Annotated in this window: 20 protein-coding genes; 8 read left to right on the top strand and 12 right to left on the bottom strand. The window is 52.0% G+C overall.

The window, feature by feature from the left end; genetic code table 11:
- Window positions 1–94: 94 nt before the first annotated feature.
- Window positions 95–1123 (bottom strand): threonine aldolase family protein, encoded by a 1029-nt coding sequence (locus FOE74_RS10155; RefSeq protein WP_149098485.1) that lies wholly within the window; start codon window positions 1121–1123, stop codon window positions 95–97.
- Between the two features lie 76 nt (window positions 1124–1199).
- On the opposite strand from FOE74_RS10155, the gene FOE74_RS10150 reads away from it, so the two are divergent.
- On the top strand, window positions 1200–1379 hold the full coding sequence (locus FOE74_RS10150) for a hypothetical protein (RefSeq protein ID WP_149098484.1): 180 nt from the start codon (window positions 1200–1202) through the stop codon (window positions 1377–1379).
- Window positions 1380–1479: 100 nt separating this feature from the next.
- Here FOE74_RS10150 and FOE74_RS10145 read toward each other — a convergent pair whose 3' ends face one another.
- The gene (locus tag FOE74_RS10145) at window positions 1480–1977 is read right to left on the bottom strand and encodes a metallophosphoesterase family protein (RefSeq protein ID WP_149098483.1); all 498 of its coding nucleotides are present in this window, start codon (window positions 1975–1977) and stop codon (window positions 1480–1482) included.
- A 202-nt stretch (window positions 1978–2179) separates the two neighbouring features.
- Window positions 2180–2818, bottom strand: a complete 639-nt coding sequence (gene pyrE / locus FOE74_RS10140) for an orotate phosphoribosyltransferase (RefSeq protein WP_149098482.1) — start codon at window positions 2816–2818, stop codon at window positions 2180–2182.
- A 113-nt stretch (window positions 2819–2931) separates the two neighbouring features.
- On the opposite strand from pyrE, the gene FOE74_RS10135 reads away from it, so the two are divergent.
- Window positions 2932–3615 (top strand): NUDIX hydrolase, encoded by a 684-nt coding sequence (locus FOE74_RS10135; RefSeq protein ID WP_149098481.1) that lies wholly within the window; start codon window positions 2932–2934, stop codon window positions 3613–3615.
- Here FOE74_RS10135 and coaD read toward each other — a convergent pair.
- The 3 genes from coaD to FOE74_RS10120 all read right to left on the bottom strand — a co-directional run bounded on the left by coaD (window position 3569) and on the right by FOE74_RS10120 (window position 7642).
- The gene (gene coaD, locus FOE74_RS10130) at window positions 3569–4048 is read right to left on the bottom strand and encodes a pantetheine-phosphate adenylyltransferase (RefSeq protein ID WP_149098480.1); all 480 of its coding nucleotides are present in this window, start codon (window positions 4046–4048) and stop codon (window positions 3569–3571) included. The genes FOE74_RS10135 and coaD overlap by 47 nt on opposite strands.
- Window positions 4049–4692: 644 nt before the next feature.
- A complete protein-coding gene (locus FOE74_RS10125) occupies window positions 4693–5430 on the bottom strand; it encodes a response regulator transcription factor (protein WP_149098479.1) in 738 nt (245 codons plus the stop codon).
- Window positions 5431–5461: 31 nt separating this feature from the next.
- Entirely contained in the window at window positions 5462–7642 is a 2181-nt protein-coding gene (locus FOE74_RS10120) for a sensor histidine kinase (RefSeq protein WP_149098478.1), read from the bottom strand.
- Window positions 7643–7789: 147 nt separating this feature from the next.
- Here FOE74_RS10120 and FOE74_RS10115 point away from each other — a divergent pair, with 147 nt between their 5' ends.
- From FOE74_RS10115 to FOE74_RS10105, 3 genes are all read left to right on the top strand, one after another.
- Complete coding sequence (locus FOE74_RS10115) at window positions 7790–8857, top strand: T9SS type A sorting domain-containing protein (protein WP_149098477.1); 1068 nt, start codon at window positions 7790–7792, stop codon at window positions 8855–8857.
- Between the two features lie 102 nt (window positions 8858–8959).
- Window positions 8960–10954, top strand: a complete 1995-nt coding sequence (locus tag FOE74_RS10110; protein WP_149098476.1) for a M1 family aminopeptidase — start codon at window positions 8960–8962, stop codon at window positions 10952–10954.
- A 231-nt stretch (window positions 10955–11185) separates the two neighbouring features.
- Window positions 11186–11662, top strand: coding sequence for a GreA/GreB family elongation factor (locus FOE74_RS10105; protein ID WP_149098475.1), 477 nt, complete (start codon window positions 11186–11188; stop codon window positions 11660–11662).
- Between the two features lie 107 nt (window positions 11663–11769).
- Here the strand turns inward: FOE74_RS10105 and FOE74_RS10100 are convergent, their stop codons facing one another.
- On the bottom strand, window positions 11770–12198 hold the full coding sequence (locus tag FOE74_RS10100; protein ID WP_149098474.1) for a DUF2147 domain-containing protein: 429 nt from the start codon (window positions 12196–12198) through the stop codon (window positions 11770–11772).
- A 118-nt stretch (window positions 12199–12316) separates the two neighbouring features.
- On the opposite strand from FOE74_RS10100, the gene FOE74_RS10095 reads away from it, so the two are divergent.
- The gene (locus tag FOE74_RS10095) at window positions 12317–12673 is read left to right on the top strand and encodes a hypothetical protein (protein ID WP_149098473.1); all 357 of its coding nucleotides are present in this window, start codon (window positions 12317–12319) and stop codon (window positions 12671–12673) included.
- 605 nt (window positions 12674–13278) lie between these two features.
- On the opposite strand, the gene FOE74_RS10090 is transcribed toward FOE74_RS10095, so the two are convergent.
- Entirely contained in the window at window positions 13279–13881 is a 603-nt protein-coding gene (locus tag FOE74_RS10090) for a C40 family peptidase (RefSeq protein ID WP_188686571.1), read from the bottom strand.
- Window positions 13882–14007: 126 nt separating this feature from the next.
- Here FOE74_RS10090 and FOE74_RS10085 point away from each other — a divergent pair, with 126 nt between their 5' ends.
- Window positions 14008–15810, top strand: coding sequence for a M61 family metallopeptidase (locus FOE74_RS10085; protein ID WP_149098471.1), 1803 nt, complete (start codon window positions 14008–14010; stop codon window positions 15808–15810).
- A 144-nt stretch (window positions 15811–15954) separates the two neighbouring features.
- On the opposite strand, the gene FOE74_RS10080 is transcribed toward FOE74_RS10085, so the two are convergent.
- On the bottom strand, window positions 15955–17901 hold the full coding sequence (locus FOE74_RS10080) for a KUP/HAK/KT family potassium transporter (protein ID WP_149098470.1): 1947 nt from the start codon (window positions 17899–17901) through the stop codon (window positions 15955–15957).
- Between the two features lie 416 nt (window positions 17902–18317).
- Here FOE74_RS10080 and FOE74_RS10075 point away from each other — a divergent pair, with 416 nt between their 5' ends.
- Entirely contained in the window at window positions 18318–18686 is a 369-nt protein-coding gene (locus tag FOE74_RS10075) for a hypothetical protein (protein WP_149098469.1), read from the top strand.
- Window positions 18687–18896: 210 nt separating this feature from the next.
- Here the strand turns inward: FOE74_RS10075 and FOE74_RS10070 are convergent, their stop codons facing one another.
- The 3 genes from FOE74_RS10070 to FOE74_RS10065 all read right to left on the bottom strand — a co-directional run bounded on the left by FOE74_RS10070 (window position 18897) and on the right by FOE74_RS10065 (window position 23348).
- Window positions 18897–19520: an FKBP-type peptidyl-prolyl cis-trans isomerase gene (locus FOE74_RS10070; RefSeq protein WP_149098468.1), complete on the bottom strand. Its 624-nt coding sequence runs from the start codon at window positions 19518–19520 to the stop codon at window positions 18897–18899.
- A 103-nt stretch (window positions 19521–19623) separates the two neighbouring features.
- A complete protein-coding gene (locus FOE74_RS21565) occupies window positions 19624–19752 on the bottom strand; it encodes a hypothetical protein (RefSeq protein WP_262713745.1) in 129 nt (42 codons plus the stop codon).
- Between the two features lie 182 nt (window positions 19753–19934).
- Window positions 19935–23348: a methylmalonyl-CoA mutase family protein gene (locus FOE74_RS10065; RefSeq protein WP_149098467.1), complete on the bottom strand. Its 3414-nt coding sequence runs from the start codon at window positions 23346–23348 to the stop codon at window positions 19935–19937.
- Window positions 23349–23424 lie beyond the last annotated feature (76 nt).

The following is a 23424-nucleotide window of genomic DNA, read 5'->3' as shown; positions in this document are numbered from 1 at the left end:
GTTTTTTTCAGATAAAAGAGAAGTAAAACCAAATCCAATCCCGGTTTAACCCCTGTTTTCCAAGAACAGCCGCTAAACCGGGTATTGATCAGTTTTATGCCTGATACCCTTCAATTGCCTGGATAATGGCGGTCACCATGTCAGGGGAGAGGTCTAAGTGGGTGACAAACCTGATCATCTGTGGCCCGAAGGAAGTGCCTTGGATGCCTTTCTGCGCCAGGTACCCCAGGAAAGCATCAGTGGTTACTTCCGGCGCAAGCGTGAAGATGACGATGTTGGTCTCTACGGGCATGACAGAAGCTACATATGGCGCCTGCGCCAGGGCGTTGCCTAGGAGAGTAGCGTGGTCATGGTCCTCCTGCAAACGGGTTACGTGGTTTTGGAGCGCGTAAAGGCCTGCCGCGGCCAGAAAACCAGCCTGGCGCCAGCCGCCACCCAGTACCTTGCGCACCCGTTTGGCTTGCTCTATGAGGGGCTTGGGACCCAACAGCAAAGAACCTACCGGCGCCCCCAACCCTTTGGAAAGGCAGACGGAGATGGTGTCAAAGTAGCGGCCATATTCTCTTGCCTCTTCTCCGGAGGCCACCAGGGCATTGAACACGCGGGCGCCGTCTAAGTGCAGCGGGAGGTGGTGCTTTTGGCAGACCTCTGAGATGGCCGCAATCTCTGGCAGGGTATAATAAGAGCCGCCTCCTTTGTTGCAGGTATTCTCTAAAGAAACCAAGCTGGTTACCGGGAAGTGGATGTTGTCTGGGTTGATGGCTGCCGCTACCTGCTCCGGCGAAATCTTTCCGCGCACCCCGTCCAGCAATTGCACCGAGGCTGCCGAGTTGAACGCGATGCCACCGCCTTCATACACGTAGATGTGGCTGTTGCGCTCACAGATAACCTCAGAGAGGGGCTGGGTGTGTAATTTAATGGCGATCTGGTTGGTCATGGTGCCGGAAGGGCAGAAGAGGCCGGCCTCCATACCGAAGAGGTGGGCGCCGTAGGCCTGTAACTCATTCACCGTGGGGTCTTCACTGTATACATCGTCCCCTACCTGCGCCTGAAACATGGCTTCCAGCATGGCAGGGGTGGGTTTGGTGACCGTATCGCTTCTAAGGTCAATATATGGATTCATGTGTTTTTTTAAGCTGAATTGTTGAGATTGTAAAAGTAATAACTTACTTTTGCGATTCAATTTTAAATATTGACCGATGGCAGTTACTAGATTAAAAAGAAAAGACCGCAAGAATAAAGCAAGACAGAACAACAAACAACGCATCATTAAGCAATTGTTGTCTACTCCAGTTATCAAGAACGTAGATGTTGAAGAGCTGAAAGCTCGTTTCGCTTCCGCTCCAGCTGCAAACGCTGCCGTAGCTACCGCTGAGTAATTCTGCGTTTTTTCGTTCGCCTACTGCCTTTCGGCAAACTGGACGCGAGTACTCATTCAAGAAGATACTAGAAAGTGTGACCCCTGGGGCCACACTTTTTTTATGCCCGCTTGCCCAGTTCAATGACCTGCAGGTCCTTCACCTTGCCCTCCTGTACAGAGAACCGCATCATGGTGCGCACCTGGTGGAACCCATGCCGGCCCGCCGCCCCGGGGTTCAGGTGCAGCAAGTTCCCATGCTTGGGGTCGGTCATCACCTTCAGGATATGCGAATGCCCGCAGATGAACAGGTCTGGTAGCTTGTCTTTCAGCAGGGTACGTACTTCTGGGGCGTATTTGCCGGGGTAACCGCCAATATGTGTCATCAAGACCTCCAACCCGGCGCAGTTGAATCGTAGGTTTTTGGGGTGCAGGGCGCGCACGTCTCCAGCGTCAATGTTGCCATACACCCCTCGCACCAGGGCTATTTCAGACAGGCGCTCAGAAACCGCTGCCGTGCCAAAATCCCCGGCATGCCAGATCTCATCACACCCCGACAAATGCGCCAGAATGCGGTCATCCAGGTAACTGTGGGTATCTGAGAGAAGGCCGATTTTCATATTGAGAGATTGAATGATTGAATGAGTGAGAGATTGGTTTATAAAATACGGATAATTTAGGATTGGAGGTTTGTTTGCCTGTTTCCAGAGAATTAGCCTCAAAACGCCTTTTCACCCTTTCAATATTTTATTCTTCCATTCTCTCAATCATTCAATCTCTCACTCATTCAATCTCTCAATCTCTCATTCATTCAATCAAAAATTATTTCCCCCACGTCTCCGGTTGTTGGCGCCATTGCTCCAGGGTGGTGATGGCCTCTGGTGAAATGTAGCCTTGGGCGGCCGCGGTTTCCAGAAGGGCATGGTAGTGGCTGAGGCAGATCATGGGAATGCCGGCGGCAGCGAAATTGTCTTCGGCTTGCTGGAACCCATAGGTGAAGATGGCCGCCATGCCAATAACGTCACCGCCAGCCGCTTGCACGGCTTTAGCCGCCTTGAGCGAGGAACCTCCGGTAGAAATCAGGTCTTCCACCAACACGATTCGCTGGCCTTTTTCCATTTTTCCTTCAATTTGATTCCCCATTCCATGGCTTTTTGGCTCAGGGCGTACGTATAAATACGGCAAGTTGAGGATGTCTGCCACCAAAGCGCCTTGCGCGATGCCAGCAGTGGCCACCCCGGCAATGGCCTGAACGCCCGAAAAGCGCTCTCGGATGGCCTGGGCCAGCGCCTCTTTAATGAACGAACGGATATGCGGATAAGAAAGCGTGACGCGGTTATCACAATAGATAGGGGAGTTCCAGCCGGAGCTCCACTTGAACGGTTGCTCTGGACGAAGGCGCACGGCCTGGGATTCCAGAAGGTAAGCCGCTATCTGAGCGGCGGTTTGAGTTTGTGGCATGGGCGAAATTACACAAATAGTAGTAATCTTTTCCCCACCGCCCTGGCTTGTGCCCTATGAAAATTCTTTCTTATTTTGTATCTCCATACGCTCCGTACATAAGCGATACCTGCATGAATGTCTTTATCAACGATATCCCACTGATCATCAAAAGAAGCAGTGACAAGATCTTTAAGCACAAATATGATTTGGTGCTAGGTAAAGACGACCAGTTCACCTCCAAAGACCTGATTGGCGACGTGCTCATCAGGGACGTGGATTCTGTGCTCATTGACCGCCTGGTACGGCTCATGGAAGTAAAGAAGCTCAAAAAACTGGATTCTCTCACCCTGGTCACCGATAAGAAGAAAAAGCTCATTGACCACCTCAAAGACCAGTTCAAGATCATCAAAGCAGCCGGTGGCCTGGTAGTGAAAGAAGGCAAGATCCTGATGATCTACCGCATGGGCATGTGGGATCTACCCAAGGGAAAGATCAAGAAGTCTGAAGAAACCCAACTGGGCGCGTTGCGGGAAGTGGAGGAAGAATGCAACATCAAGGTGGCCATTACCGGGGAACTCCCCAATACCTGGCACTCCTACGCCTTCAAGGGAAACAAAATCCTGAAGAAAACCAGCTGGTTCACCATGCAGTGCCTGGATGATACCTACATGAAGCCCCAGGCCGAGGAATTCATTGAGGAAGTACGGTTCATGACCCCAGATGAAGTGCTGGAAGTTCTACCCGAGTCATATGCCTCCATCCAATTCGTTATCCGGGACTATTTGAAGGCAATGAAGAAAGGTGGAAGGGGATAAAATCCTGGACATTGCCCCCAAACCGGTGGATCTCCCTGATGATGGAGGAGTTGATGGCCGCCAGGGTGGGCGAGGTGATGAGAAAAACCGTCTCTAGCTCTGGGTTCACGTGCCGGTTGGCCTGCGCAATGGTGTTCTCATACTCAAAGTCAGTCGTGTTGCGCAAACCCCGCAGCAGAAACTTAGCGCCCACCTCCTTGGCGAAGTCGGCGGTGAGGCCCTTATAGGCCTGCACCCAGACCTGCGGATTGTCTTTGAACACGCCCTCAATAATTGAAACCATCTCCTGCACCGGAAAATACCTGCTCTTGCTGCTGTTGTTGCCAATGGCAATGATGATGTTGTCAAACAGCTCGCACCCGCGCTGTACCACATCATGGTGACCATTGGTGAAAGGATCAAAAGAGCCCGGGAAAATGGCAATGCGCTTCATGGGAGGGATAAATAAACGTGAACAGGAGTGTTTCCGGTCGTGAAGATGCGGAAAAATTCTACACTGTTCCCTTTCCGGGGCCTAAAAGTTCTCCCCAACCTGATTTCTGCGCATTTTCTGAAAAACAAGCCCAAAATCAGTAAGCCTTCTTAGTAAAGGTTGGAGCCCTGAGGAATGCCCATTCTCTTGTGGATGCCCCTTCGCCTTCTTTTCCTATCTCTTGTTCCGTAGGGCTTCAATAGCTTTTTTAATGCACCGGAATTTCGTCCCCCTTTGAAGGGGGTAGGAGATGAACAATCCGCCTGAAGAACCTTCTGTGCAATAAAGCGATAACCCAAAAGGATACTAAAGATCCCCAACAGCAGGAGTAAACACCCCTCTTCGCTCACCTAAAGGAAAGAATCCAGACGGTAGAACTAGTTGCCTGGGCGGCCATAAGGGATTGCCCCTACATCTGACTTTGCCCTTTTTGTTCATTTCGGGACCTTGATCTTTTGAAAACTTAAACAATTGCCTTTCCTGCGCTTATTATCACGAACTTGGTTTTCTACCTCTGTAGCAAGCAAAAATGCGTGTTTTGTGCCTGCTTATGGAAAATCAGACACAAAACACGCATAGCTGGATAGAGCCAGAACTAGCTGATTTTACATAGAAGGAGCCAGAATCTGGGCTTCGTTCACCGGGGCCACCAGCCGGAAACCGTTCCCGTGCACGTTGATGATCTCTACGCTGGGATCTGCCTTCAGGTATTTGCGCAGCTTGGTGACAAACACATCCATGCTGCGGGCCGTGAAATAGTTGTCGTCTTTCCAGATTCTGCTCAGGGCTACCTCGCGGGGCAACACATCATTGAGGTACTGGCAAAGGAGCAGGAGCAATTCCGCCTCTTTGGGTGAAAGCTTCTGGGTTTCGCCATCATGGGTGATCAAGCGGGTTTTAGCATTGAAGTGGTAACGGCCCAGTTGATACTCCGTGGACTGGGTTTTCTCTGGGGCCGAGGAGATGGCCTTGCGCTGCAAAATGGCTTTCAGCTTGCAGAGCAGGATCTCAGAATCAAAGGGTTTGGTGATGTAGTCATCGGCGCCTATCCTGAACCCCTCTAGCATGTCGGCTTTCATGGCCTTGGCGGTCAGGAAGATCACGGGCATCTGCGGGTCTGCTTTCTTGATGTCGGTGGCCAGGGAGAAACCATCTTTCAGGGGCATCATGACATCCAGGATGCAGGCGTCAAAGGCTTCTTTCTGGAACGTGCGCAGGCCTTGCAGGCCATCGGTGCACAAAGTGACCTCGTAATCATGGAGTTCCAGGTAATCTTTCAGGACCATGCCGAAGTTAGGGTCATCTTCTACCAGAAGAAGGCGGGTGGCGGTATGTGCTGTCATGGATGGAAAGCGTTAAAGTTAGATAAGCTGCTTAGCTGACATGTTTCTGAAACGGGAGCCACAAGGTGAACTTGCTGCCTTTCCCTAGCTCGCTGCGGAGGTGGATGCTTCCGGAATGGGCCTCGGCCATGGTCTTGACGTAGCTGAGCCCCAGCCCGAACCCTTTCACGTTGTGCACGTTGCCGGTGGGTACCCGGTAGAATTTCTCAAAAACCCTTTTCTGGGCTTCCCTGGACATGCCTACTCCTTGGTCTTCCACGGTGATGTGCAAGCCTTTGGCAATGGTGGAGGTCTGGATCACGATTTTTGGGGCGTTGGGTGAATATTTGTTCGCGTTGTCCAGCAGGTTGCCGATCATGTTGGCCAGGTGCCCGGCATCGGCCCAGATCTCGGCTTCCTGGGCATCCAGTTTCAGGTCCAGTACCCCTTGGCGCTGCTCAATGTGCAGTTGAAAGGGTTCGGCCACTTTCCTGATCAGCTGGTGCACGTCTACCTTCTCAAAGGCCAGTTGCTGCGCCTTGCGCTCCATCTGGGCCGTCTGCAGCACTTTCTCTACCTGTTGGTGCATGCGTTTATTCTCGTCTTTGATGATGCGGGCGTAATAGTCTACCCGTGCCTCATCTGTGCGCACCTTGGGGTTCACCAACGCATCCAAAGCCAAAGAAATGGTGGCAATGGGGGTTTTGAATTCATGCGTCATGTTGTTGATGAAGTCGTTTTTGATCTCTGAGATCTTCTTCTGGCGCAGAATGGTGTATAGCGTGAAAGAGAAGGTGCCAATGATGATGAGCGTAAACAGCACTGAGATAAGCGAAGGGATCAACAGGCTCTGCCACACGTACAGGTTGCGGTTGGGGAAATTGAGCAACAGAAAGCCCGGCGCGGTCATGACATCATTGGGGAACAGCCGCACGGCGTATTCGTTCTCCCGCAGGTTGGCCGGCAGCACCAGGTTATTAGACGAGGCCAACACGATCTCCGCGCCGTTTCTACCTGCCACGGTCTGAAGCTTGCAATGATACGGGGTAAAGATGTTGCGGGCCTGTAGTTCAGAAGCCAACAGGTCATTGAGGTGCAGTTGCTGCAGGCGTTCTGCCAGCGGCTTTTCTTTTCTCACGTATTCTACCGCCATCTGCTGCATGACCTGGTTCAGGTGCTGGGCCTTGGCTTCGGCTTTTTTATGAGGGGCTTTTTCCGGAGCCAGCTTTTTCACGGGGGCAGGGGCTGGTTTCTCCTTTTTTACCGGAACCCTGGTGGGGGAAAGGGTATAAGTAAAACCGTGCGTAGAAGAAGCCGTCCCGACTACCGTATTTCCTCTCCTGGTCTTCGCGTAGACGGGCACCGTAGTGGTTAAGGAGTCTCTCTGCAAAGTGATGGCCTGCCGCCACGTTTTATTGGGCAGGGTGTCTACCATGATGGCAATGCTTTTGCCTTTCTCTACCCGTACTTCCTGAATGTTCCTGTTTTTGATCTGGCGTAACAGTTCCTGCTGGCGGGCCCGGGTGAGGGAATCTGGGCTCATCCTGAATACCACCCCAGAATCAACTCTGGCCGGAAGGTACTTTATGGGGTGATTTCTGTGAAAAGAGTCAATAATCGGCTTCTGGGAGGCAATGATTTTCCAGATAACCACCGAGTCCGTGGCTCCCTTCCCGAAAATCTCCACTGGTTGGCCTCCCGTTACCGGCTTGCCGCCGTGAGCCATCACGCGCGCGCCCCTCAGGTAGGTGCTGGTCCTAAGCTCTTTCCCCGTGGTGAGGGTAGCGGCCTCCGCCCGAGTGATGATGACATTGGGGGCAGTAACCGGGGCCATCTGGCTGGGGGCTACCATGATCTGGTTAGGGGAAAGCAGGACTGGGTGCCGCTGGGAGGGTGCTTGGGCAGCAGGGGGGGTGGGGGCAGACGCTGGCCTGGGGCTACGTGGGGTTTTGTGGGCCATCACCCGTTTGGGCTTTTCCGGTTCGGGAAGAGACGGTGGCTCTGGTGACAGGACGGCGGCCCGTATCTGGGGGGCTTCTTCCTTCAGGAAATGCACCGCTTCCTGGGTTTCCAGCCGGCGCACTACCTGGTGCAGGGCATCGTTCACGTTCCGGTCAAATACCTCCTCTTCCATCTGCACGGCATGGTGGATCCAGAACGCCTGGAACCCGATCAGCCCAATCAGGGAGATCGTCATCAGAAAAATGACCCATAGCAATGTTTTCTTTCTCATCTAGGCAAAGATAAAAGCTTACCAATGGGGTATTTCTACTTTAACGTTTCTTTAACAGACTTTAACCAAGCCTTAACCACCGGTTAAGATCCTACCCGGTAATATTGTAGACATCAACCAGATAGCTTTACCTAATGTACTAATGTTATGAGAAAGAAACAATACTCACTTTTAGGGCTCCTTTCCTTTCTGTTACTGGCCGGCGGGCTCCATCTGCCGGCCCAGGCCCAGGAGAAAGAGAAAGCCCAGGCAGGCGCACCCAAAAAGGCCAAAGTGAAGATTTTCCGGCAGGAAGGGGATACGTATTACGTGCTGGATACCACCCTCACCATCCCGGCGGGCACGAGCATGGGCAAAGCCTTGGAAAAACTTCAGGCAGATTCGGCGTCTTTCAAAAAATTAGGGGCTAAACCCTTGAGCCCGGTGCGTATATCAGCTGGGAAACTGGGGGAGGTAATCAAGGTGGTACCTTCTCAGGGAAGAGATTCACTTAGAACCATGGTTTTCAGGTTAGCTGCTCCAGATTCTGTTTTTTCCCGAAACAAGGAGATTCGGGTATATGGGGCCACTACTTTAGGCGGCGACTCCCTGCGGAGAACCCGGGTAAGGGCCTTCACCTTGCGGGGCAACCCTACCGTGGTACATCGGGCCATCACTATTGATTCCCTGGTTAATCCCCGGATCTTCAGAATTGACAGTACCTTTTCCCTGTCCGGGGATTCCCTGTTGGGGAGAGAGACCATTCGGGTGCTGAAAGAGGAGGGTACTGAGGGAATCACCATCAGGAGGCTCCGGAAGAAAGACACCGGGGAGGTTATTGAACCCGGTGATTATGACGTGGTGAAACTCAGAAGGGGAGACAATACCAGGATCATCCTTCTACAAGAGGCGAAGGCCACGATTAATTCAGGGGAAAAGCAGGCAGCCAAAGGCAGGAAAAAGAAGGAAGCCCAGAAAGCGGCTAAATTGGAGCTCCGCTTCTTTCCCAACCCTACCAGTGGGCCGGTCACCTATTCCTTCACCTCTCCCAAAAAGGCCAAAGCCCAGGTACGGGTGGTAGACAACCTGGGAAAAACCGTGCACCAGGAAGATCTGGGAACGGTAGAAGGCACCTATTTCCGGGAGCTGAACCTGACCCGGCTTGGGAAAGGGACCTATACCATTCAGGTAATCGTGGGCAAAACCACCCAGGCAGGAAAAGTAGTGGTGCAGTAGATTTATTGACTATTTTGCAGAAAGAGACCTGAAATAAAATTTCAGGTCTCTTTCGCGTTTTAGCAGTACCTTCCACCCAAAGAAAATCCGTATAGCTCGCGTATGGTACAACGATTTACCGCTCTCCAATTCCTGGTTTTCTTTAAGCTGCTGAGGCTGGGTCTTTTGCTCTTTCCTTGTGGTCTTGAGGCGGTGGCGCAGGCCCCAGACAGGGACCTGCACCTCTGCGCGGCCTCCCGGTTACAGACTGTGCCCGCCCTTCTGGCGGATGGCATTACCTCGCCTCCACACCGGGACCTGATGCGCCAGTATGACCTTCACTGGTACAAGCTGGATCTGCAACTGGAGCGGAATTCTTTGGACATCAGCGGGAACGTGGTGCTCAATGCCTCGGCGGTAGCCATCACGGTGCGCCAGTTTGCCTTTGAGCTGCATTCCAATTTCAACATCCAACAGGTGTTGCTGAACGGGACACCCTGCATGGTGCGCCGCTCGGGCAATGAAGTCACCGCAGAATTGCCCACTCCCGTTACGGCCGGGCAGAAATTCCAAGTGCAGGTTTTCTATGCGGGCCGGGCGCCGTCGGGGGCGAGTGCCGCCATTGGCAACGGGTTCAATACTGGTATTGCGCAGCCTTGGGGGCAACAGGTGGCCTGGAGTCTGAGCGAACCCTTTGCCGCCTCAGAATGGTTTCCGTGCAAGCAGTTGCTGTATGACAAAGCAGATTCAGTCACGGTTTGGGTCACCACTGATGTGTCTAACAAGGTAGGGGCAAACGGGCTGTTGCAGCGCATTACCCCCTTGCCTGATCAAAAGCACCGGTATGAATGGCGTTCTACCTATCCTATTGCCTATTACCTCATCTCGGTGGCCGTAGGTCAATACGAGGAATATTCCTTTGACGTGGCTTTACCGGGGGCTCCTAAGCCGGTGCTGGTGCAGAATTACCTCTATCCGCAGGCCTTGGCCACCTTTAAACCCGAAATTGACAGAACAGGACCTTTTCTACAGTTATTTTCTGAGTTGTTTGGGCTTTACCCTTTTCACCGGGAAAAGTACGGCCATAGCATGGCGCCCATTGGCGGCGGCATGGAGCACCAGACCATGACTACCCAATCCACCTTTGAGTTCACCCTTACCGCCCATGAATTGGCCCATCAATGGTGGGGAAACGAAGTCACCACTGCAGACTGGAGCCACATCTGGTTGAATGAGGGCTTCGCCTCTTACAGTGAACTGCTGGCCCTGGAAAAGCTCTGGCCCGCAGAAAGAGCCAATTGGCTTAACCGGGCGTACCAAAGCACTTTAAGCCAGCCAGCCGGATCAGTTTTTGTGAAAGACAGCACCAACGTGGCCCGCATTTTCAGTTCTGCCCTTACGTACCGCAAAGGAGCGCTGGTGCTGCACATGCTGCGCCATGCCCTGGCCTCAGACGCTTTGTTCTTGCGGGTGCTGCAGGAATACCGCCAAGCCTACCAGCATAAAGTGGCTACCACCAGAGATTTCCAGCAGGTGGTGGAACGGGTAAGTGGCCGCTCTTTCCAGTATTTCTTTGACCAATGGGTATACGGCGAAGGATTCCCCATTTTTGACGTGTCCTGGGCGCAGGCAGGAAACAAGGTGTACCTAAGAAGCCTACAAACTACTTCCAGCCCGGCTACTCCTTTGTTCACCACGGAGGTGGAGTATAAGATCAGAACCTCCTTGAAAGATACGGTAGTAGTGGTGCGGCACCGGCAACAGCAGGAAGAGTACCAGTTTCAGGTAGCCGGGACGGTGTTGGGCGTTGAAGTAGACCCCAACCAATGGCTTCTGGAGGTGGTAAAATCGGTTCGGGAAGATGCCTTGATCATTCCGCCGGCCCCGCCGGCCGGAACCCTGGTGCTTTACCCTAACCCCACGTGGGGCGAGGTACACCTACGGGCAGGGCAGGGGGTGCCGCAAAAGATTGCCATCTATGATATGGTAGGGCGGCATATCCGCACTTTCGCCCCCGCGGGTACCACTTTCTCAGTGGCTGATTTAGGGGCAGGCACTTATTTCCTGAAGCTCTGGTATGATACAAATCTGGTGCAAACCCGGCTAATAAAGCTCTAAAGGAGGATTAATTGGTAGAATCCCAACTTTTTCATGGTTTTTATCCAACAAAAAACCATATTATCAGTTTAAAGCTTTGCGTGTTATACTGAAGCCCTCTGTTGCTGTTTACCGAGCCCTTTGCTGAAAAGTGCCGGAATACAGGTCCGTCGCAGATAACCAGAGGCCCCTTTCCCTCCTTTAGTAACGCCCAAAAAGTAGAGAGCATCAACTGTTGTACCTTATAAAACTATGTCTATGACTTCTGAAACTACCCTTGACCTGGATATAAAACATAGGTTGTTAGAAGAGTGCCTTCGCCAGCAAACTGATTTCGTGGAGAACGCGCGGCAAGCCATGGAGGAAGCCCAGGCCAGCGCGAACGAAAGCCAGGGAGCCATTGAAGATAAGTTCGAATCCTTCAGGGAGGCCTGCCACATTCAGCGGGATATGTTCGCCAAGCAATTGGACGAGGCCATTGCCAAGCAGAGCATCTTGAAGCGCATTGTGCGTAACAAGGTGAACGAAGATGTTTCACTGGGGTCTATTGTGCGCACAGACGCGCAGAACTATTTCATCTCCGTGAGCCTGGGCGAGATCAACCTAGCTGGCGAGAAATTCTTCGCGATTTCAACCGCCTCACCAGTTTTCCAGGCCATGGCCGGCAAACGCAAAGGGGAGTCTTTTGTATTCCGCGACAAAAAAATCAACATCCTGGACCTGTTCTAAGACCAGGCCCGATTTCTGGCCTGTTTTTTCAGGGAAAGCCATAAAACGCCAACGGGGACTTCTGAATCAGAAGTCCCCGTTGGCGTTTTATGGTAAAAAGTAGTGGCTTAGTTCACCCTGGTCCAGGTTTGGGACCGTCCAATCAAGGAGATGCCAATATAGCCTTTCACCTCCAGCTTGCCGTTGCCCAGCAGCTTCATGTAAGAGGAATAGGTCTTGCCAGATTTTGGGTCATAGATGGTGCCGTCGTCCCATTTGTTATCGCCCACGGGGGAGAAGTTCTTCAGGAACACCAAGCCCATCACAGGACGTTTCTGCAGTTTTGGGTCTGGGTTGAATTGATCTACTTTAGGTTTGCCGTCTCTGTTCGGTTCACTAAGCCAGATGATCTTGCCACAGAGTTTATCGCCGCACTGGTAAATCTCAAAGCGGGCTTCTTTCTCTTCATTGGTCCAGATGCCAATGGGAGATTTTTTCTGCGCCCAGCCAAGGGTAGTCAAGCAAAGGAAGAGGGCAAGTAAAAAGATCTTTTTCATACACGCTGCTGTTTGGTGGTTTAGGGTTTTAGGTATTAAATATAAGCAAATTACAATCCAAAAATCTCCGGCCCAGAAAGTTTCTCGCAGAAGGGCCTGCACGTATGAAAAAGCACCTATGCGAAAATGGCTTTTACTAGGGCAGGGGAGTTACTTTGCCCTCACCGGGGTTTGGCCCCTTTTGCACATGCCCAGCTTTCTGGCAGTGACCGGCCCCAAAAACGAAGTGCGGTTGGTGGTCACGGTTGGCTTGCTGATCCTGGCCATTGGGGCCGCCCTGCTCACGGCGGCCTTCTTGCCGCAGGAGGAGAAAAGCCCGCAGGTGCTAGGTTTCTTCAGTGCGCTGGCCATGGGGGCGGTAGACATGCGCTATGCCACCCGGGACGAGATTTTGGACGTGTACCTGCTGGATGCTTTAATAGAATTCACAATTGCGACCACTTGGGTCTGGTTATTTTTCAAGAAACAGGGATGAAAATACGGTCGAATAAAAGAGTATTTTTTTCATCAAACCTTTTGAACTATCCAACCGTTTTTTAACTTTATAAAACGGAAGCGAGTGCTCCGGGCCTCTCTAGCCAAACCATAAATTACTTGGCGCAGCGGATGGGTTTATGTCGGACTTAAAGAAAGGAGGTAAAAGTGTCTAATCCCAGTAAAAATGTATTAAGCCTAGCTCATGTGTCAACCGTTAACCGTGTTGAAGCTTGCTAACTAGACTTCGTCTACTGGCGAATCCGGCATGAGGTAGCCCATGCGACTGAGAGGCAGTTCTCTTTCGTGTCGCTTGATACCATTTCAAAGGATTCCGTACCCGGCTACTGCAGTGGCCGGGTATTTTTTTGCCTTATGTTTTTTTTCGTTTATGGAGGCTGGTGGGCTTTAAACGCCAGAACGGGTTTGAATTTAACCTGTTTTCCTGAAAACGCTCTCAAAACAATACTCTTCAAAAAGTACCGCCAACCACAGAAAACAGGAACGCTCCCTCCTTAATTGGAGAATGGCAAGGTAAGGCAGGAGCCACCCTTGCTTATGCTGGTGGGTAAAATAGAAGGGAAGGATGATCTTTTCCTTTAAGGACTAAGGCAAAACCCGCCTCACATCCAGGAAGCGCTGCTGGTATAAGGTGCCTTCCACCTCACTTACCTTTACGCCCCCGTTTGAGGAAGAATGCACGAACTGCACTCCTTTAGGAGGATTGGTGATCACGATGCCCACGTGGCCGGGCGTGCGGTCTTCTACCTTGGTGCCCGTGAAAATGATCAGATCCCCTTTCCTAGCCTGCTCCAGCGGAACACTCTCGCCTACCTTCGCCTGAAGCGAAGAGCCGTGCGGCACCGTCACTCCAAACTGGTCATAAACGTAGGTGATGAAGCCAGAGCAGTCAAAGCCCTCTTCGGTGGCTCCCCCGTAGCTATAGTCAATGCCGTACCGCTGCAGGGCAAACGCTACCATGCTGTCTTGTTTTGTGGCATAGTTGCCTTTTAATACTCCCAAAGATGCCCGCTTCTCTTCTGGCCCGGCCAAGGTGTCTGAGGTGTGGGAGCCATGGAAGTCGTGGTCGCGGCCGTCTGCGCTGGTGCGGCGTACCATGTTCCCGGGGGCCTCACTTGGCTTTAATACAAAAGCGTACACCACCAGGGCGGTAAAAAGCAAACCAAAGCCGATCCAAATTTTCTTCATATTCTTTATTTTCCAGTGCATACGTTTTTGCCCAGGGCTTCGGTTACCTCAGGCGGTCCCTTCCTTGGTTTCTCCCGTTTTTAGCCGTATTATGCGGTATTAATCCAAACTACCCCACACTTGTTTATGCAAAAAATAATCCATTCCTGGGCGTACGGGGTGCTGTTGCTGCTGGCAGTAGCACTTTCGTCTTCCGCGTACGCGGCGCCTTCCATTTCATACCGGTTGTCAATGCCAGAGCCCCACACCCATTACTTTGAGGTGGAGATGCGGCTGGAAGGCTTCAGGGGGAAAAACCTGGAGGTGACCATGCCGGTTTGGGCCCCGGGGTCTTACCTCATCAGGGAATTCCCAAAGAACGTGGAAGCGTTTCAGGCGCACGTAGGCAAAAATCGGGTCAAAGCGGAAAAAACCGATAAGAACACCTGGCGCGTGGCCACCGGCGGAAAAGACGTGACCGTTACCTACAAAGTGTACGCCTATGAGTTGAGCGTGCGCACCAGTTTCATTGACGCCACCCACGGCTATTTGAACGGTACCAGCGTGTTCATGTACCCCGAAGGCCACAAGGACCTGCCTTCTACCTTAACGGTAGTGCCCTACAAGGGCTGGAGCAAGGTGTCTACCGGGTTACCGGTGGTGGAGGGCAAACCTTTCACCTACCGCGCCCCCAACTATGACGTTCTTGCGGATTCCCCTATTGAGATAGGCAACCATGAGATCCTTTCCTTTGAGAGCAACGGGGTAAAGCACGAGGTAGCCATGTACGGCGATGCCAACTATGACCCTGCCAGATTAACCGCCGATATGAAACGCGTGACCGATGAGTCGGCCAAGGTGTTTGGGGAATTGCCCATCAAGTACTATCTCTTCATTGTCCATAACCTGGCGGCCGGCGGCGGCGGGCTGGAGCACTTGAATTCCACCACCCTGCACGCCACCCGCACCACGTACGGCAACGAGAGAACGTACAAAGGCTTTCTGAACCTGGTAGCGCACGAATACTTCCACCTCTGGAACGTGAAGCGCCTGCGCCCTATTGAATTGGGCCCGTTTGACTACAACCAGGAGAATTACTCGCGCCTGCTGTGGGTGTCTGAGGGCTTCACCACCTATTACGCTGACCTGATCATGCGCCGTGCGGGCTTCACCTCTGAGCAGGAGCACCTGGAGAAGATTGCCAGCAGCATCACCAGCGTAGAAAACACCCCGGGTAACAAGGTGGTCTCGGCGGCCCAATCCAGTTTTGACGCCTGGATCAAGCAATACCGCCCCGATGAGAACTCCTACAACACGCACCTCTCTTACTACAGCAAAGGCGCCCTGCTGGGCATGCTGCTGGACATGGAGATCCTGAAGGCGACCAACGGCACCAAAACTCTGGATGACGCCATGAAAGCGATGTATGACCTGTACTACAAAAAGAAGAACCGCGGCTTCACCGAGAAGGAATTCCAGGAAGGCATAGAGAAATTCACCGGCCGTTCCATGGATGACTTCTTTAGCCGGTACGTCTATGGGGTAGAAACGCCTGATTACAACGCGTTTTTAGGCACGGTTGGTATTACTTTGAAAGATTTGAACCACGGCACGAACCAGCCGCTGCTGGGGGCGGGAATCTCCCTTGCCACGGGCAAACCAGTAGTGACCACCGTTACACGTAACGGCAGTGCCTGGCAAGCGGGACTTAACGTGCATGATGAGATTATCGGCATGAACGGCTACCGGGTAACTGATGACCTGAACAAGATTATTCCTGCCTACCAGGTAGGTGATGCGCTGGAACTGGTGGTGAGCAGAAGTGGGCAACTCATGATCCTGCCGGTTACGTTGCTGAAAGACCAAACCGTGAAATACCGGGCAGAGCGTAGTTCTCCCGTCACAGAAGCCCAGAAGATGAACTACCTGGCCTGGACCGGCAGTAACTAGCGTTTAAGACCTGGTTCTATAGAACAGCAATGAAACTGTTCTTTCTCTTGATGTTTCTTCTAAAACAGAACGGCCACCTCTTCAGGTGGCCGTTCTGTTTTAGGGTGGTTTCCTTAAAATAGCCTTAAAACCGAGTAACAAGTGTTACCGCACGCGCTTCAATTCCACTTCCCGGGCGGGTTTGATGATCAGGGGCACCTTTTCGATTTTCACCGAACTGGTATCCAGGCCAAACCATTTGCCTTCTGACGGGGTGAACTGTTTGATGTAGAAGTACGACTGCATGATGGTGTTTTCCCAGAAAGGCAGGTCGTTCTCGTAGCTCAGGAACTTCTCCAGCACCACAAACCTGAAATCGCCTATCAGGTTCTGCTTGTTCAGGGAACTGTACCGGCTGGTGATGTCTACTTCCTTGTTCTGGACCAGATCTTCCACCACCTTCCTAAAGAAAAGGTTGATCCGCTGCTCCACCCTAAAGCCCAGGTTGAAGTCAATGCGCACCACATCCTGGTTGGCCAGTACCTTTACCTTGTAGTCCATGGTGTAAGGCTCATCCAAGGTATTCACGTGAATGAACCAGTAGATGTCGGCCCGTTTGGGCCTCTTTTGGAAAATAGAGTAGATAATCTTCGATTCTATGTCGGTGGTACGGTCAGCACTGGTCATGAACACCAGGTGCGTGGTGTACTTGGGAATAGAATCGTCTTCGCTCAGTTCCCGCAGGGCAGGCACGTATTCTGGCAAGGGCACGTATTCGGTGAGGCGGCGCTTGATGTAAAAGGCCTTCAGCCAGATGTACATGATGGAGATCAACAGGAACCCGATCACCAGGGTTACCCATCCGCCGTGCGGGAACTTGATGAGGTTGGCAATCAGGAAAGAGCCTTCAATGGCCAGATACACAGCCAGGAACAAGCCCACCCAGACCTTCGCCACGCGCCGGGTGATCAGGTAATAGCTCAGCAGGGTAGTGGTCATCAACATGGTCACCGTGATGGCCAAGCCGTAAGCCGCCTCCATGTTCGCCGATTCCCGGAAGTACAGCACCACGCCCACGCACCCCATCAAAAGCAAGAGGTTGATGCTGGGCACATACAGCTGGCCCTTCACGTTGGTAGGGTAGATAAGCCGTACTTTTGGCCACATGTTCAGCCGGATGGCCTCGCCGATCAAGGTAAAGGAACCGGTGATCAGGGCCTGGCTCGCGATAACGGCGGCAATGGTGGCAATGATAATGCCTATGAGCAGGAACCAGTCCGGCATAAGGCCATAAAAGGGGTTGTTGGTGGAAAGTGTGCCCAATCGTTGCCCCTCAAACTGCATAAGCCAGGCACCCTGCCCAAAGTAATTGAGCAAAAGACAGCTTTTCACAAAAGCCCAGCTGATCCTGATGTTTCCCTTGCCGCAATGGCCCAGATCAGAATACAAGGCCTCGGCCCCCGTGGTACACAGAAAGACCGCCCCCAGAAGCCAGAAACCGCCCGGGTAGTTGGCCAGCAAGTCATACGCGTAGTAAGGGTTCAGGGACTTCAGGATCTCCGGGTGTTGTAACACAGAGTTGATGCCTAAGATGGCCAGCATACTGAACCAAAGGAACATGACCGGGCCAAACGTCTTGCCTACTATTTGCGTCCCGAAGCTTTGCAGCAGGAACAGCAGCACCAGTATGCCGATGACAATGGGAACGGTAGGAATGTCTGGGTTAAGGATGTGGAGCCCTTCCACGGCCGAGGAGACCGAGATAGGCGGGGTAATGATGCCGTCGGCTAATAAGGCGCTTCCTCCCACCATGGCCGGGATGGTGAGCCAGGAGGCTTTCCTGCGCACCAGCGCATACAAAGAGAAAATACCGCCTTCGCCCTTGTTGTCGGCCTGCAGGGTCAACACCACATATTTAATGGTGGTTTGCAGGGTAAGGGTCCAGACCACGCAGGAAATACCCCCGTACACCAAAGTAGCGTTGATAGGGGTAGAGCCAATCACCGCCTTCATCACGTACAGCGGAGATGTTCCTATGTCTCCGTAGATGATGCCCAAGGCAATAAGTAAACCTGCTCCGGAAATCCGTTGAGCGTGGTTGGTATTGTTCATCTTTCTAATAGATAAAAAATGTACCTCTTCTGGATCTTCCTTCTGGGAAGGCTCCTATATTCCTTCACTCCAGGGGCAGTATTTTAACCTACCCGCTTGAGTAAAGTGGGCAAAAGTAACAGCTAGTTTCATATAAAAGCATACCTATCCAGAAATTATTCTTTGCAATAAAAGACCCAAGGAATAGGTGAAGTACAAAATACTTTTATATAAAGAGGAGGTAAGTTTTAAAATAGGATAAAAAAAATAAATACTTAAACTTATTAGCTGATTGATATATTTTGTTGTAGGTTTATGTAAATAAAAATATAGATAATGTTATTTCTTCATGTAATAGGAAAATTCTGTATTTAAATTATCATATGGGTTCACTTGAGACTGACGCCTATCAATTAGCCTTAGACCTACCAAACCAAATGGCCAGTTTAATCTGGAAAAAGGAAGTTTCCTTAGAGGAGTGCCAACTGGGGGTGAACCAATTGTTCCAGCTCCTGAATGAACATGAGTTGGGGAAATGCCTGATAAACAGCCATCAACGAAGTAACCATTCTGTAGAAGCCGAAGAGTGGGAACTGAACATGCTGCAGGGAGACCATTTTAATTTTATCGCCATAGAACTTCAGGTGGCCCTGGTCTTGTCAGAAAACAAATACCAACAATTTATCCATGACTATTCCCTTAACCGGTTCTGTTCCTTTAACCTGCCTATCAAAATCAACTTCTTCACCCAAGATGAGGAAGCATTAGACTGGCTGTTGCATGAACCCGATCCCCTGGCCTCCTAAAAACCTGTAGAAAGGGAGAGAGCTGGAACCTAATTGAAAGAACACTGCCGCCTTACCCGCTGAACCAGCCGCTTAAGGAATATGGTTGCTGCACTTGCCACCGAAGACGTCTTTTCTAATATAAAACTTGATGAAAGATCTTCGGGAACAAAAAAAGGAGCGGTGCTGTGGTGCACCCGCTCCTTTTCTACTTTTAATAAGATAAGATCCTTAGTTATTGACGGTGATCAGCTCCACATCAAAGATAAGAGTAGCATTAGGCCCAATGTCTGCGCCCGCACCTCTTGAGCCGTAGGCCAGGTTGCTTGGAATAAACAGACGCCATTTATCGCCTTCTTTCATCAACTGTAAAGCTTCTGTCCAACCAGCAATAACGCCATTTACCGGGAACGACGCTGGTTCACCGCGCTCATACGAAGAATCAAAAACGGTTCCGTCGATCAAAGTGCCGTGGTAATGGGTAGTCACGTTTGAGTTTCTGGTAGGTGTTTTGCCAGAGCCGCTTTCCAACACTTGGTACTGGAGGCCGCTGGGCAGGGACTGAACTCCTTCTTTCCCTTTATTAGCCTGAAGAAAAGCTTCACCCTCTTTTTTATTCTGTTCGCCGGAAGCACCAGCAGTTGCCTGCTGCTTTTCCTGCATTTGCATCTGCAATTGCATCATGGCTTGTTGCACTTCCTCCTGGCTTAGTTTAGAAGGAGCGCCGCCAATGGCCTCTTTCAACCCAAACAGCAAGGCTTCGGGTTCTACTTCAATTCCTTGTTTGGCAAAATTGGCGGCCATGTCGCGGCCAATGATGTAACTGATTCTCTGGGAAAGGTCTTTTAATTCCATAGCTTGTCTTTTGTAGAGTAAAGGTACGGTTTCTGGCCTATTTTGATTCCCTAAAACAGAAAACCCCGCCACGGCGGGGTTTTTGTTTTAGCAGCACTACACTTTATAAGTAAAGGTGGAAGTCTTCATCAGAAAGATCTACATGCAGATTTCCTGGGGTTAACCATGTGGTGGCTAAAAAGCCTAAGGCGCCAAGCAGCAAAAGGGAGGAAATTGTTGTGATCTTTTTCATGGCTGGTTGCTTTGATCGTTTATATTTATAACGTAAAATACTACAATTAAGTTAACTTAGCTGTTACCGTATGATTATCTTTAGGTAAAGCCTTCAACTTCTTGTAAGATAAGTTATTAATGCAAAAAGGGAGCCAAATCTATTGGCTCCCTTTTAAGGGGGTTTTTAGGAAAAGACCCGGTTTACATGTTTCGGCGGTATTGGCCCCCTACCGCAAACAAAGCGTTGGTGATCTGGCCCAGGGAGCAGAATTTGGAAGCCTCCATCAAAGCCTCAAAGATGTTCCCGTTCTGCACTGCCACCTCCTGCAGTTGCTTCAGTAGCTGAGGTGCTTTCTCTGCGTGGCGGGTTTGCAACTCCTGCAGCATAGAGATCTGGTACTGCTTTTCTTCCTCAGTAGCCCTGATCACTTCCGATGGGATGACCGTAGGGGAGCCCTGGCTGCTCAGGAAAGTGTTCACCCCAATAATGGGGTACTCACCGGTGTGCTTCAGGGTCTCGTAGTACAAGCTTTCCTCCTGGATCTTGCCGCGCTGGTACATGGTCTCCATGGCGCCTAATACGCCGCCGCGCTCCGTGATGCGGTCAAACTCCAACAGGACGGCTTCCTCTACCAGATCCGTCAGTTCCTCAATGATAAAGGAGCCTTGCAGCGGGTTCTCGTTCTTGGCCAAGCCCAACTCGCGGTTGATGATCAATTGGATGGCCATGGCGCGGCGCACGCTTGCCTCGGTAGGCGTGGTGATGGCCTCGTCATAGGCGTTGGTATGAAGCGAGTTACAGTTGTCGTAGATCGCGTAGAGGGCTTGCAACGTGGTTCTGATATCGTTGAAGTCGATCTCCTGGGCATGCAGGGAGCGGCCCGAGGTCTGGATGTGGTACTTCAACATCTGGGAACGGGAATTAGCGCCGTATTTCAGCTTCATTGCCTTGGCCCAGATTCTTCTGGCCACCCGACCGATCACCGCATATTCAGGGTCAATGCCGTTGGAGAAGAAGAAGCTCAGGTTAGGCGCAAACGCGTTAATGTCCATGCCGCGGCTCACGTAGTACTCCACAAAGGTGAAGCCGTTAGCCAGCGTGAAGGCCAACTGCGAGATAGGGTTGGCGCCTGCCTCCGCTATGTGGTACCCACTGATGGACACCGAGTAGAAGTTGCGCACGTTGTGGTCAATGAAGTACTGCTGCACATCGCCCATGAGGCGCAACGCGAACTCCGTGCTGAAGATACAGGTGTTCTGGGCCTGGTCTTCCTTCAGGATATCGGCCTGCACCGTACCCCGTACCGAAGCCAGCGTTCTTTCCTTGATTTGGGCGTACACGTCTGCCGGTAACACCTGGTCGCCGGTTACGCCCAACAGCATCAAGCCCAAGCCATCATTACCAGCCGGAAGTTCACCTTGGTAGACGGGGCGTTTTTGGCCCGATTCCCGGAAAATAGCCTCAATTCGTTTGTTTACCTCGTCTTCTAACCCTTGCTCTTTGATGTACAGTTCGCACTGCTGGTCAATGGCGGCGTTCATGAAGAAACCCGTGAGCATGGCGGCCGGGCCGTTGATGGTCATGGACACCGAGGTCATGGGGTGCGCCAGGTTAAAGCCCGAGTATAGTTTCTTGGCATCATCCAGGCAGCAGATGCTCACACCGGAATTCCCGATCTTGCCATAGATGTCAGGGCGCAGGTCTGGGTCTTCGCCGTACAGGGTCACCGAGTCAAAGGCCGTGGAAAGGCGCTTGGCAGGCAGACCCTTGCTTACGTAGTGGAACCGGCGGTTCGTGCGCTCTGGTCCGCCTTCGCCGGCGAACATGCGGGTAGGGTCTTCACCTTCACGTTTAAAGGGGAACACGCCCGCGGTGTAGGGGAATTCGCCCGGTACGTTTTCCTGCAGGTTCCATTTGAGTAGATCCCCCCAGGCCTCGTAGCGGGGCGTGGAGATTTTAGGGATCTGCAGGTGCGAAAGGCTCTCGGTGTGGGTGGCTATCTTGAGCACTTTGTCCCGCACTTTGAATTCGAAGAACTCATTTTTATAGGCCTGCCGTTTCTCTGGCCAAGCCTCCAGCAGCTTCTTGTTCTGCCCATCCAGCCTTAAAGCGGTTTCTTCATAGGCATACTCCAACCCTTTGATAAGACGGTCTTTATCTTCTACCTCAATAGCCTGAATAGCTTCGATGGACTGACGGATGCCGTACAGCTTCTGCGCCACGCTGGCCTGTTCCTGCACCCACTTGTCATACCCGCGGTTGTTCTCCGCGATCTCAGAAAGGTAGCGGGTGCGGCTTGGCGGAATGATGTACACTTTCTCAGACATCTCGCCGGTGGCCTGCAACTGGGAATCAAAGACCACCTCGGTTTTCTCAGAGATCTTGGCAATAACCGCTTTATACAGCCGGTTCATGCCCGGGTCGTTGAACTGGGAGGCAATGGTGCCGAACACGGGGATTTGGTCATCGTGCACGTCCCAGAGCTGGTGGTTGCGCTTGTATTGCTTCTTCACGTCGCGCAGAGCGTCCAGGGCCCCGCGCTTGTCAAATTTGTTCAAGGCAATGATGTCGGCGAAGTCCAGCATGTCTATCTTCTCCAGCTGGGTGGCGGCACCGTACTCGGGCGTCATCACGTACAGGCTGGCATCTGAATGCTCTATGATCTCGGTGTCTGACTGGCCAATGCCGGAGGTTTCCAGGATGATGAGGTCAAACTCGGCGGCTTTCACCACGTCTACCGCGTCTTGCACGTATTTGCTCAGAGCCAGGTTGCTCTGGCGGGTGGCCAGGGAGCGCATGTACACGCGGCTGTTGCTGATGGCGTTCATCCGGATTCTATCGCCCAGCAAGGCGCCGCCGGTTTTGCGCTTAGACGGGTCTACGGAGATGATGGCAATGGTCTTTTGGGGGAAATCAGCCAGGAAACGGCGCACCAGTTCATCTACCAAAGAGGATTTACCCGCCCCGCCCGTTCCGGTGATGCCTAACACAGGGGTTGCCAGTTGGGGATGGTGGGTGTTGGTGGATAATTGCTCCACATCGGCTAATAACTGCGTTTTCACCTTGGCAAACTCCTCGGGGAAGTTCTCGGCGGCAGAGATGAGCCGGGCAATAGATTTGGCGTCTTTCTCCTTCAGGTGCTTCACCTCGCCGTTCAGGTTCTGGCCGGTGGGGAAGTCGCATTTCTGAAGCATGTCATTGATCATGCCTTGCAGACCCATGGCGCGCCCATCATCCGGGGAATAGATACGGGCAATGCCGTAACCGTGCAGTTCCTCTATCTCAGTAGGCAGAATCACGCCGCCGCCACCCCCGAAGATGCGCACATGCCCGCAGCCCCGCTCGTTGAGGAGGTCATACATGTACTTGAAGTACTCCAGGTGCCCTCCTTGGTAGGATGTAATGGCAATGGCCTGGGCATCTTCCTGAACGGCACAGTCCACGATTTCCTGGACGGAGCGGTTGTGGCCCAGGTGGATGACCTCCGCGCCGGAAGCCTGGATAATGCGGCGCATGATATTGATGGACGCATCATGGCCGTCAAAGAGCGAGGCAGCCGTCACAATGCGGACATGGTGCACTGGTTTGTAGGGGTGCGCAGTAGTAACTGACATTTGTTAGGTTGGCTAGTGAACGTTGTGCGAAAGTACGAAAATTCAGACAGATCGAGAAGGTCGCCTTTGGGGCAAA

Origin of the sequence: Rufibacter glacialis, from assembly GCF_008271745.1 — a bacterium.
Lineage (GTDB): Bacteria > Bacteroidota > Bacteroidia > Cytophagales > Hymenobacteraceae > Nibribacter > Nibribacter glacialis.
The sequence above is the reverse complement of the archived record's forward strand: the minus strand, read 5'-3'. Positions and strand labels throughout refer to the sequence as shown.

Excerpts from the sequence above, each read along its gene's own strand:
- coaD (WP_149098480.1), bottom strand. The coding sequence starts at position 4,048 with ATGAAGCGCATTGCCATTTTCCCGGGCTCTTTTGATCCTTTCACCAAT.
- FOE74_RS10075 (WP_149098469.1), top strand. The coding sequence starts at position 18,318 with ATGGCCAGTTTAATCTGGAAAAAGGAAGTTTCCTTAGAGGAGTGCCAA.
- FOE74_RS10105 (WP_149098475.1), top strand. The coding sequence starts at position 11,186 with ATGTCTATGACTTCTGAAACTACCCTTGACCTGGATATAAAACATAGG.
- FOE74_RS10120 (WP_149098478.1), bottom strand. The coding sequence starts at position 7,642 with ATGAGAAAGAAAACATTGCTATGGGTCATTTTTCTGATGACGATCTCC.
- FOE74_RS10145 (WP_149098483.1), bottom strand. The coding sequence starts at position 1,977 with ATGAAAATCGGCCTTCTCTCAGATACCCACAGTTACCTGGATGACCGC.
- FOE74_RS21565 (WP_262713745.1), bottom strand. The coding sequence starts at position 19,752 with ATGAAAAAGATCACAACAATTTCCTCCCTTTTGCTGCTTGGCGCCTTA.
- FOE74_RS10095 (WP_149098473.1), top strand. The coding sequence starts at position 12,317 with ATGCGAAAATGGCTTTTACTAGGGCAGGGGAGTTACTTTGCCCTCACC.
- FOE74_RS10080 (WP_149098470.1), bottom strand. The coding sequence starts at position 17,901 with ATGAACAATACCAACCACGCTCAACGGATTTCCGGAGCAGGTTTACTT.
- FOE74_RS10065 (WP_149098467.1), bottom strand. The coding sequence starts at position 23,348 with ATGTCAGTTACTACTGCGCACCCCTACAAACCAGTGCACCATGTCCGC.
- FOE74_RS10135 (WP_149098481.1), top strand. The coding sequence starts at position 2,932 with ATGAATGTCTTTATCAACGATATCCCACTGATCATCAAAAGAAGCAGT.
- FOE74_RS10115 (WP_149098477.1), top strand. The coding sequence starts at position 7,790 with ATGAGAAAGAAACAATACTCACTTTTAGGGCTCCTTTCCTTTCTGTTA.
- FOE74_RS10125 (WP_149098479.1), bottom strand. The coding sequence starts at position 5,430 with ATGACAGCACATACCGCCACCCGCCTTCTTCTGGTAGAAGATGACCCT.
- FOE74_RS10150 (WP_149098484.1), top strand. The coding sequence starts at position 1,200 with ATGGCAGTTACTAGATTAAAAAGAAAAGACCGCAAGAATAAAGCAAGA.
- FOE74_RS10110 (WP_149098476.1), top strand. The coding sequence starts at position 8,960 with ATGGTACAACGATTTACCGCTCTCCAATTCCTGGTTTTCTTTAAGCTG.
- FOE74_RS10070 (WP_149098468.1), bottom strand. The coding sequence starts at position 19,520 with ATGGAATTAAAAGACCTTTCCCAGAGAATCAGTTACATCATTGGCCGC.
- pyrE (WP_149098482.1), bottom strand. The coding sequence starts at position 2,818 with ATGCCACAAACTCAAACCGCCGCTCAGATAGCGGCTTACCTTCTGGAA.
- FOE74_RS10100 (WP_149098474.1), bottom strand. The coding sequence starts at position 12,198 with ATGAAAAAGATCTTTTTACTTGCCCTCTTCCTTTGCTTGACTACCCTT.
- FOE74_RS10155 (WP_149098485.1), bottom strand. The coding sequence starts at position 1,123 with ATGAATCCATATATTGACCTTAGAAGCGATACGGTCACCAAACCCACC.
- FOE74_RS10085 (WP_149098471.1), top strand. The coding sequence starts at position 14,008 with ATGCAAAAAATAATCCATTCCTGGGCGTACGGGGTGCTGTTGCTGCTG.
- FOE74_RS10090 (WP_188686571.1), bottom strand. The coding sequence starts at position 13,881 with ATGAAGAAAATTTGGATCGGCTTTGGTTTGCTTTTTACCGCCCTGGTG.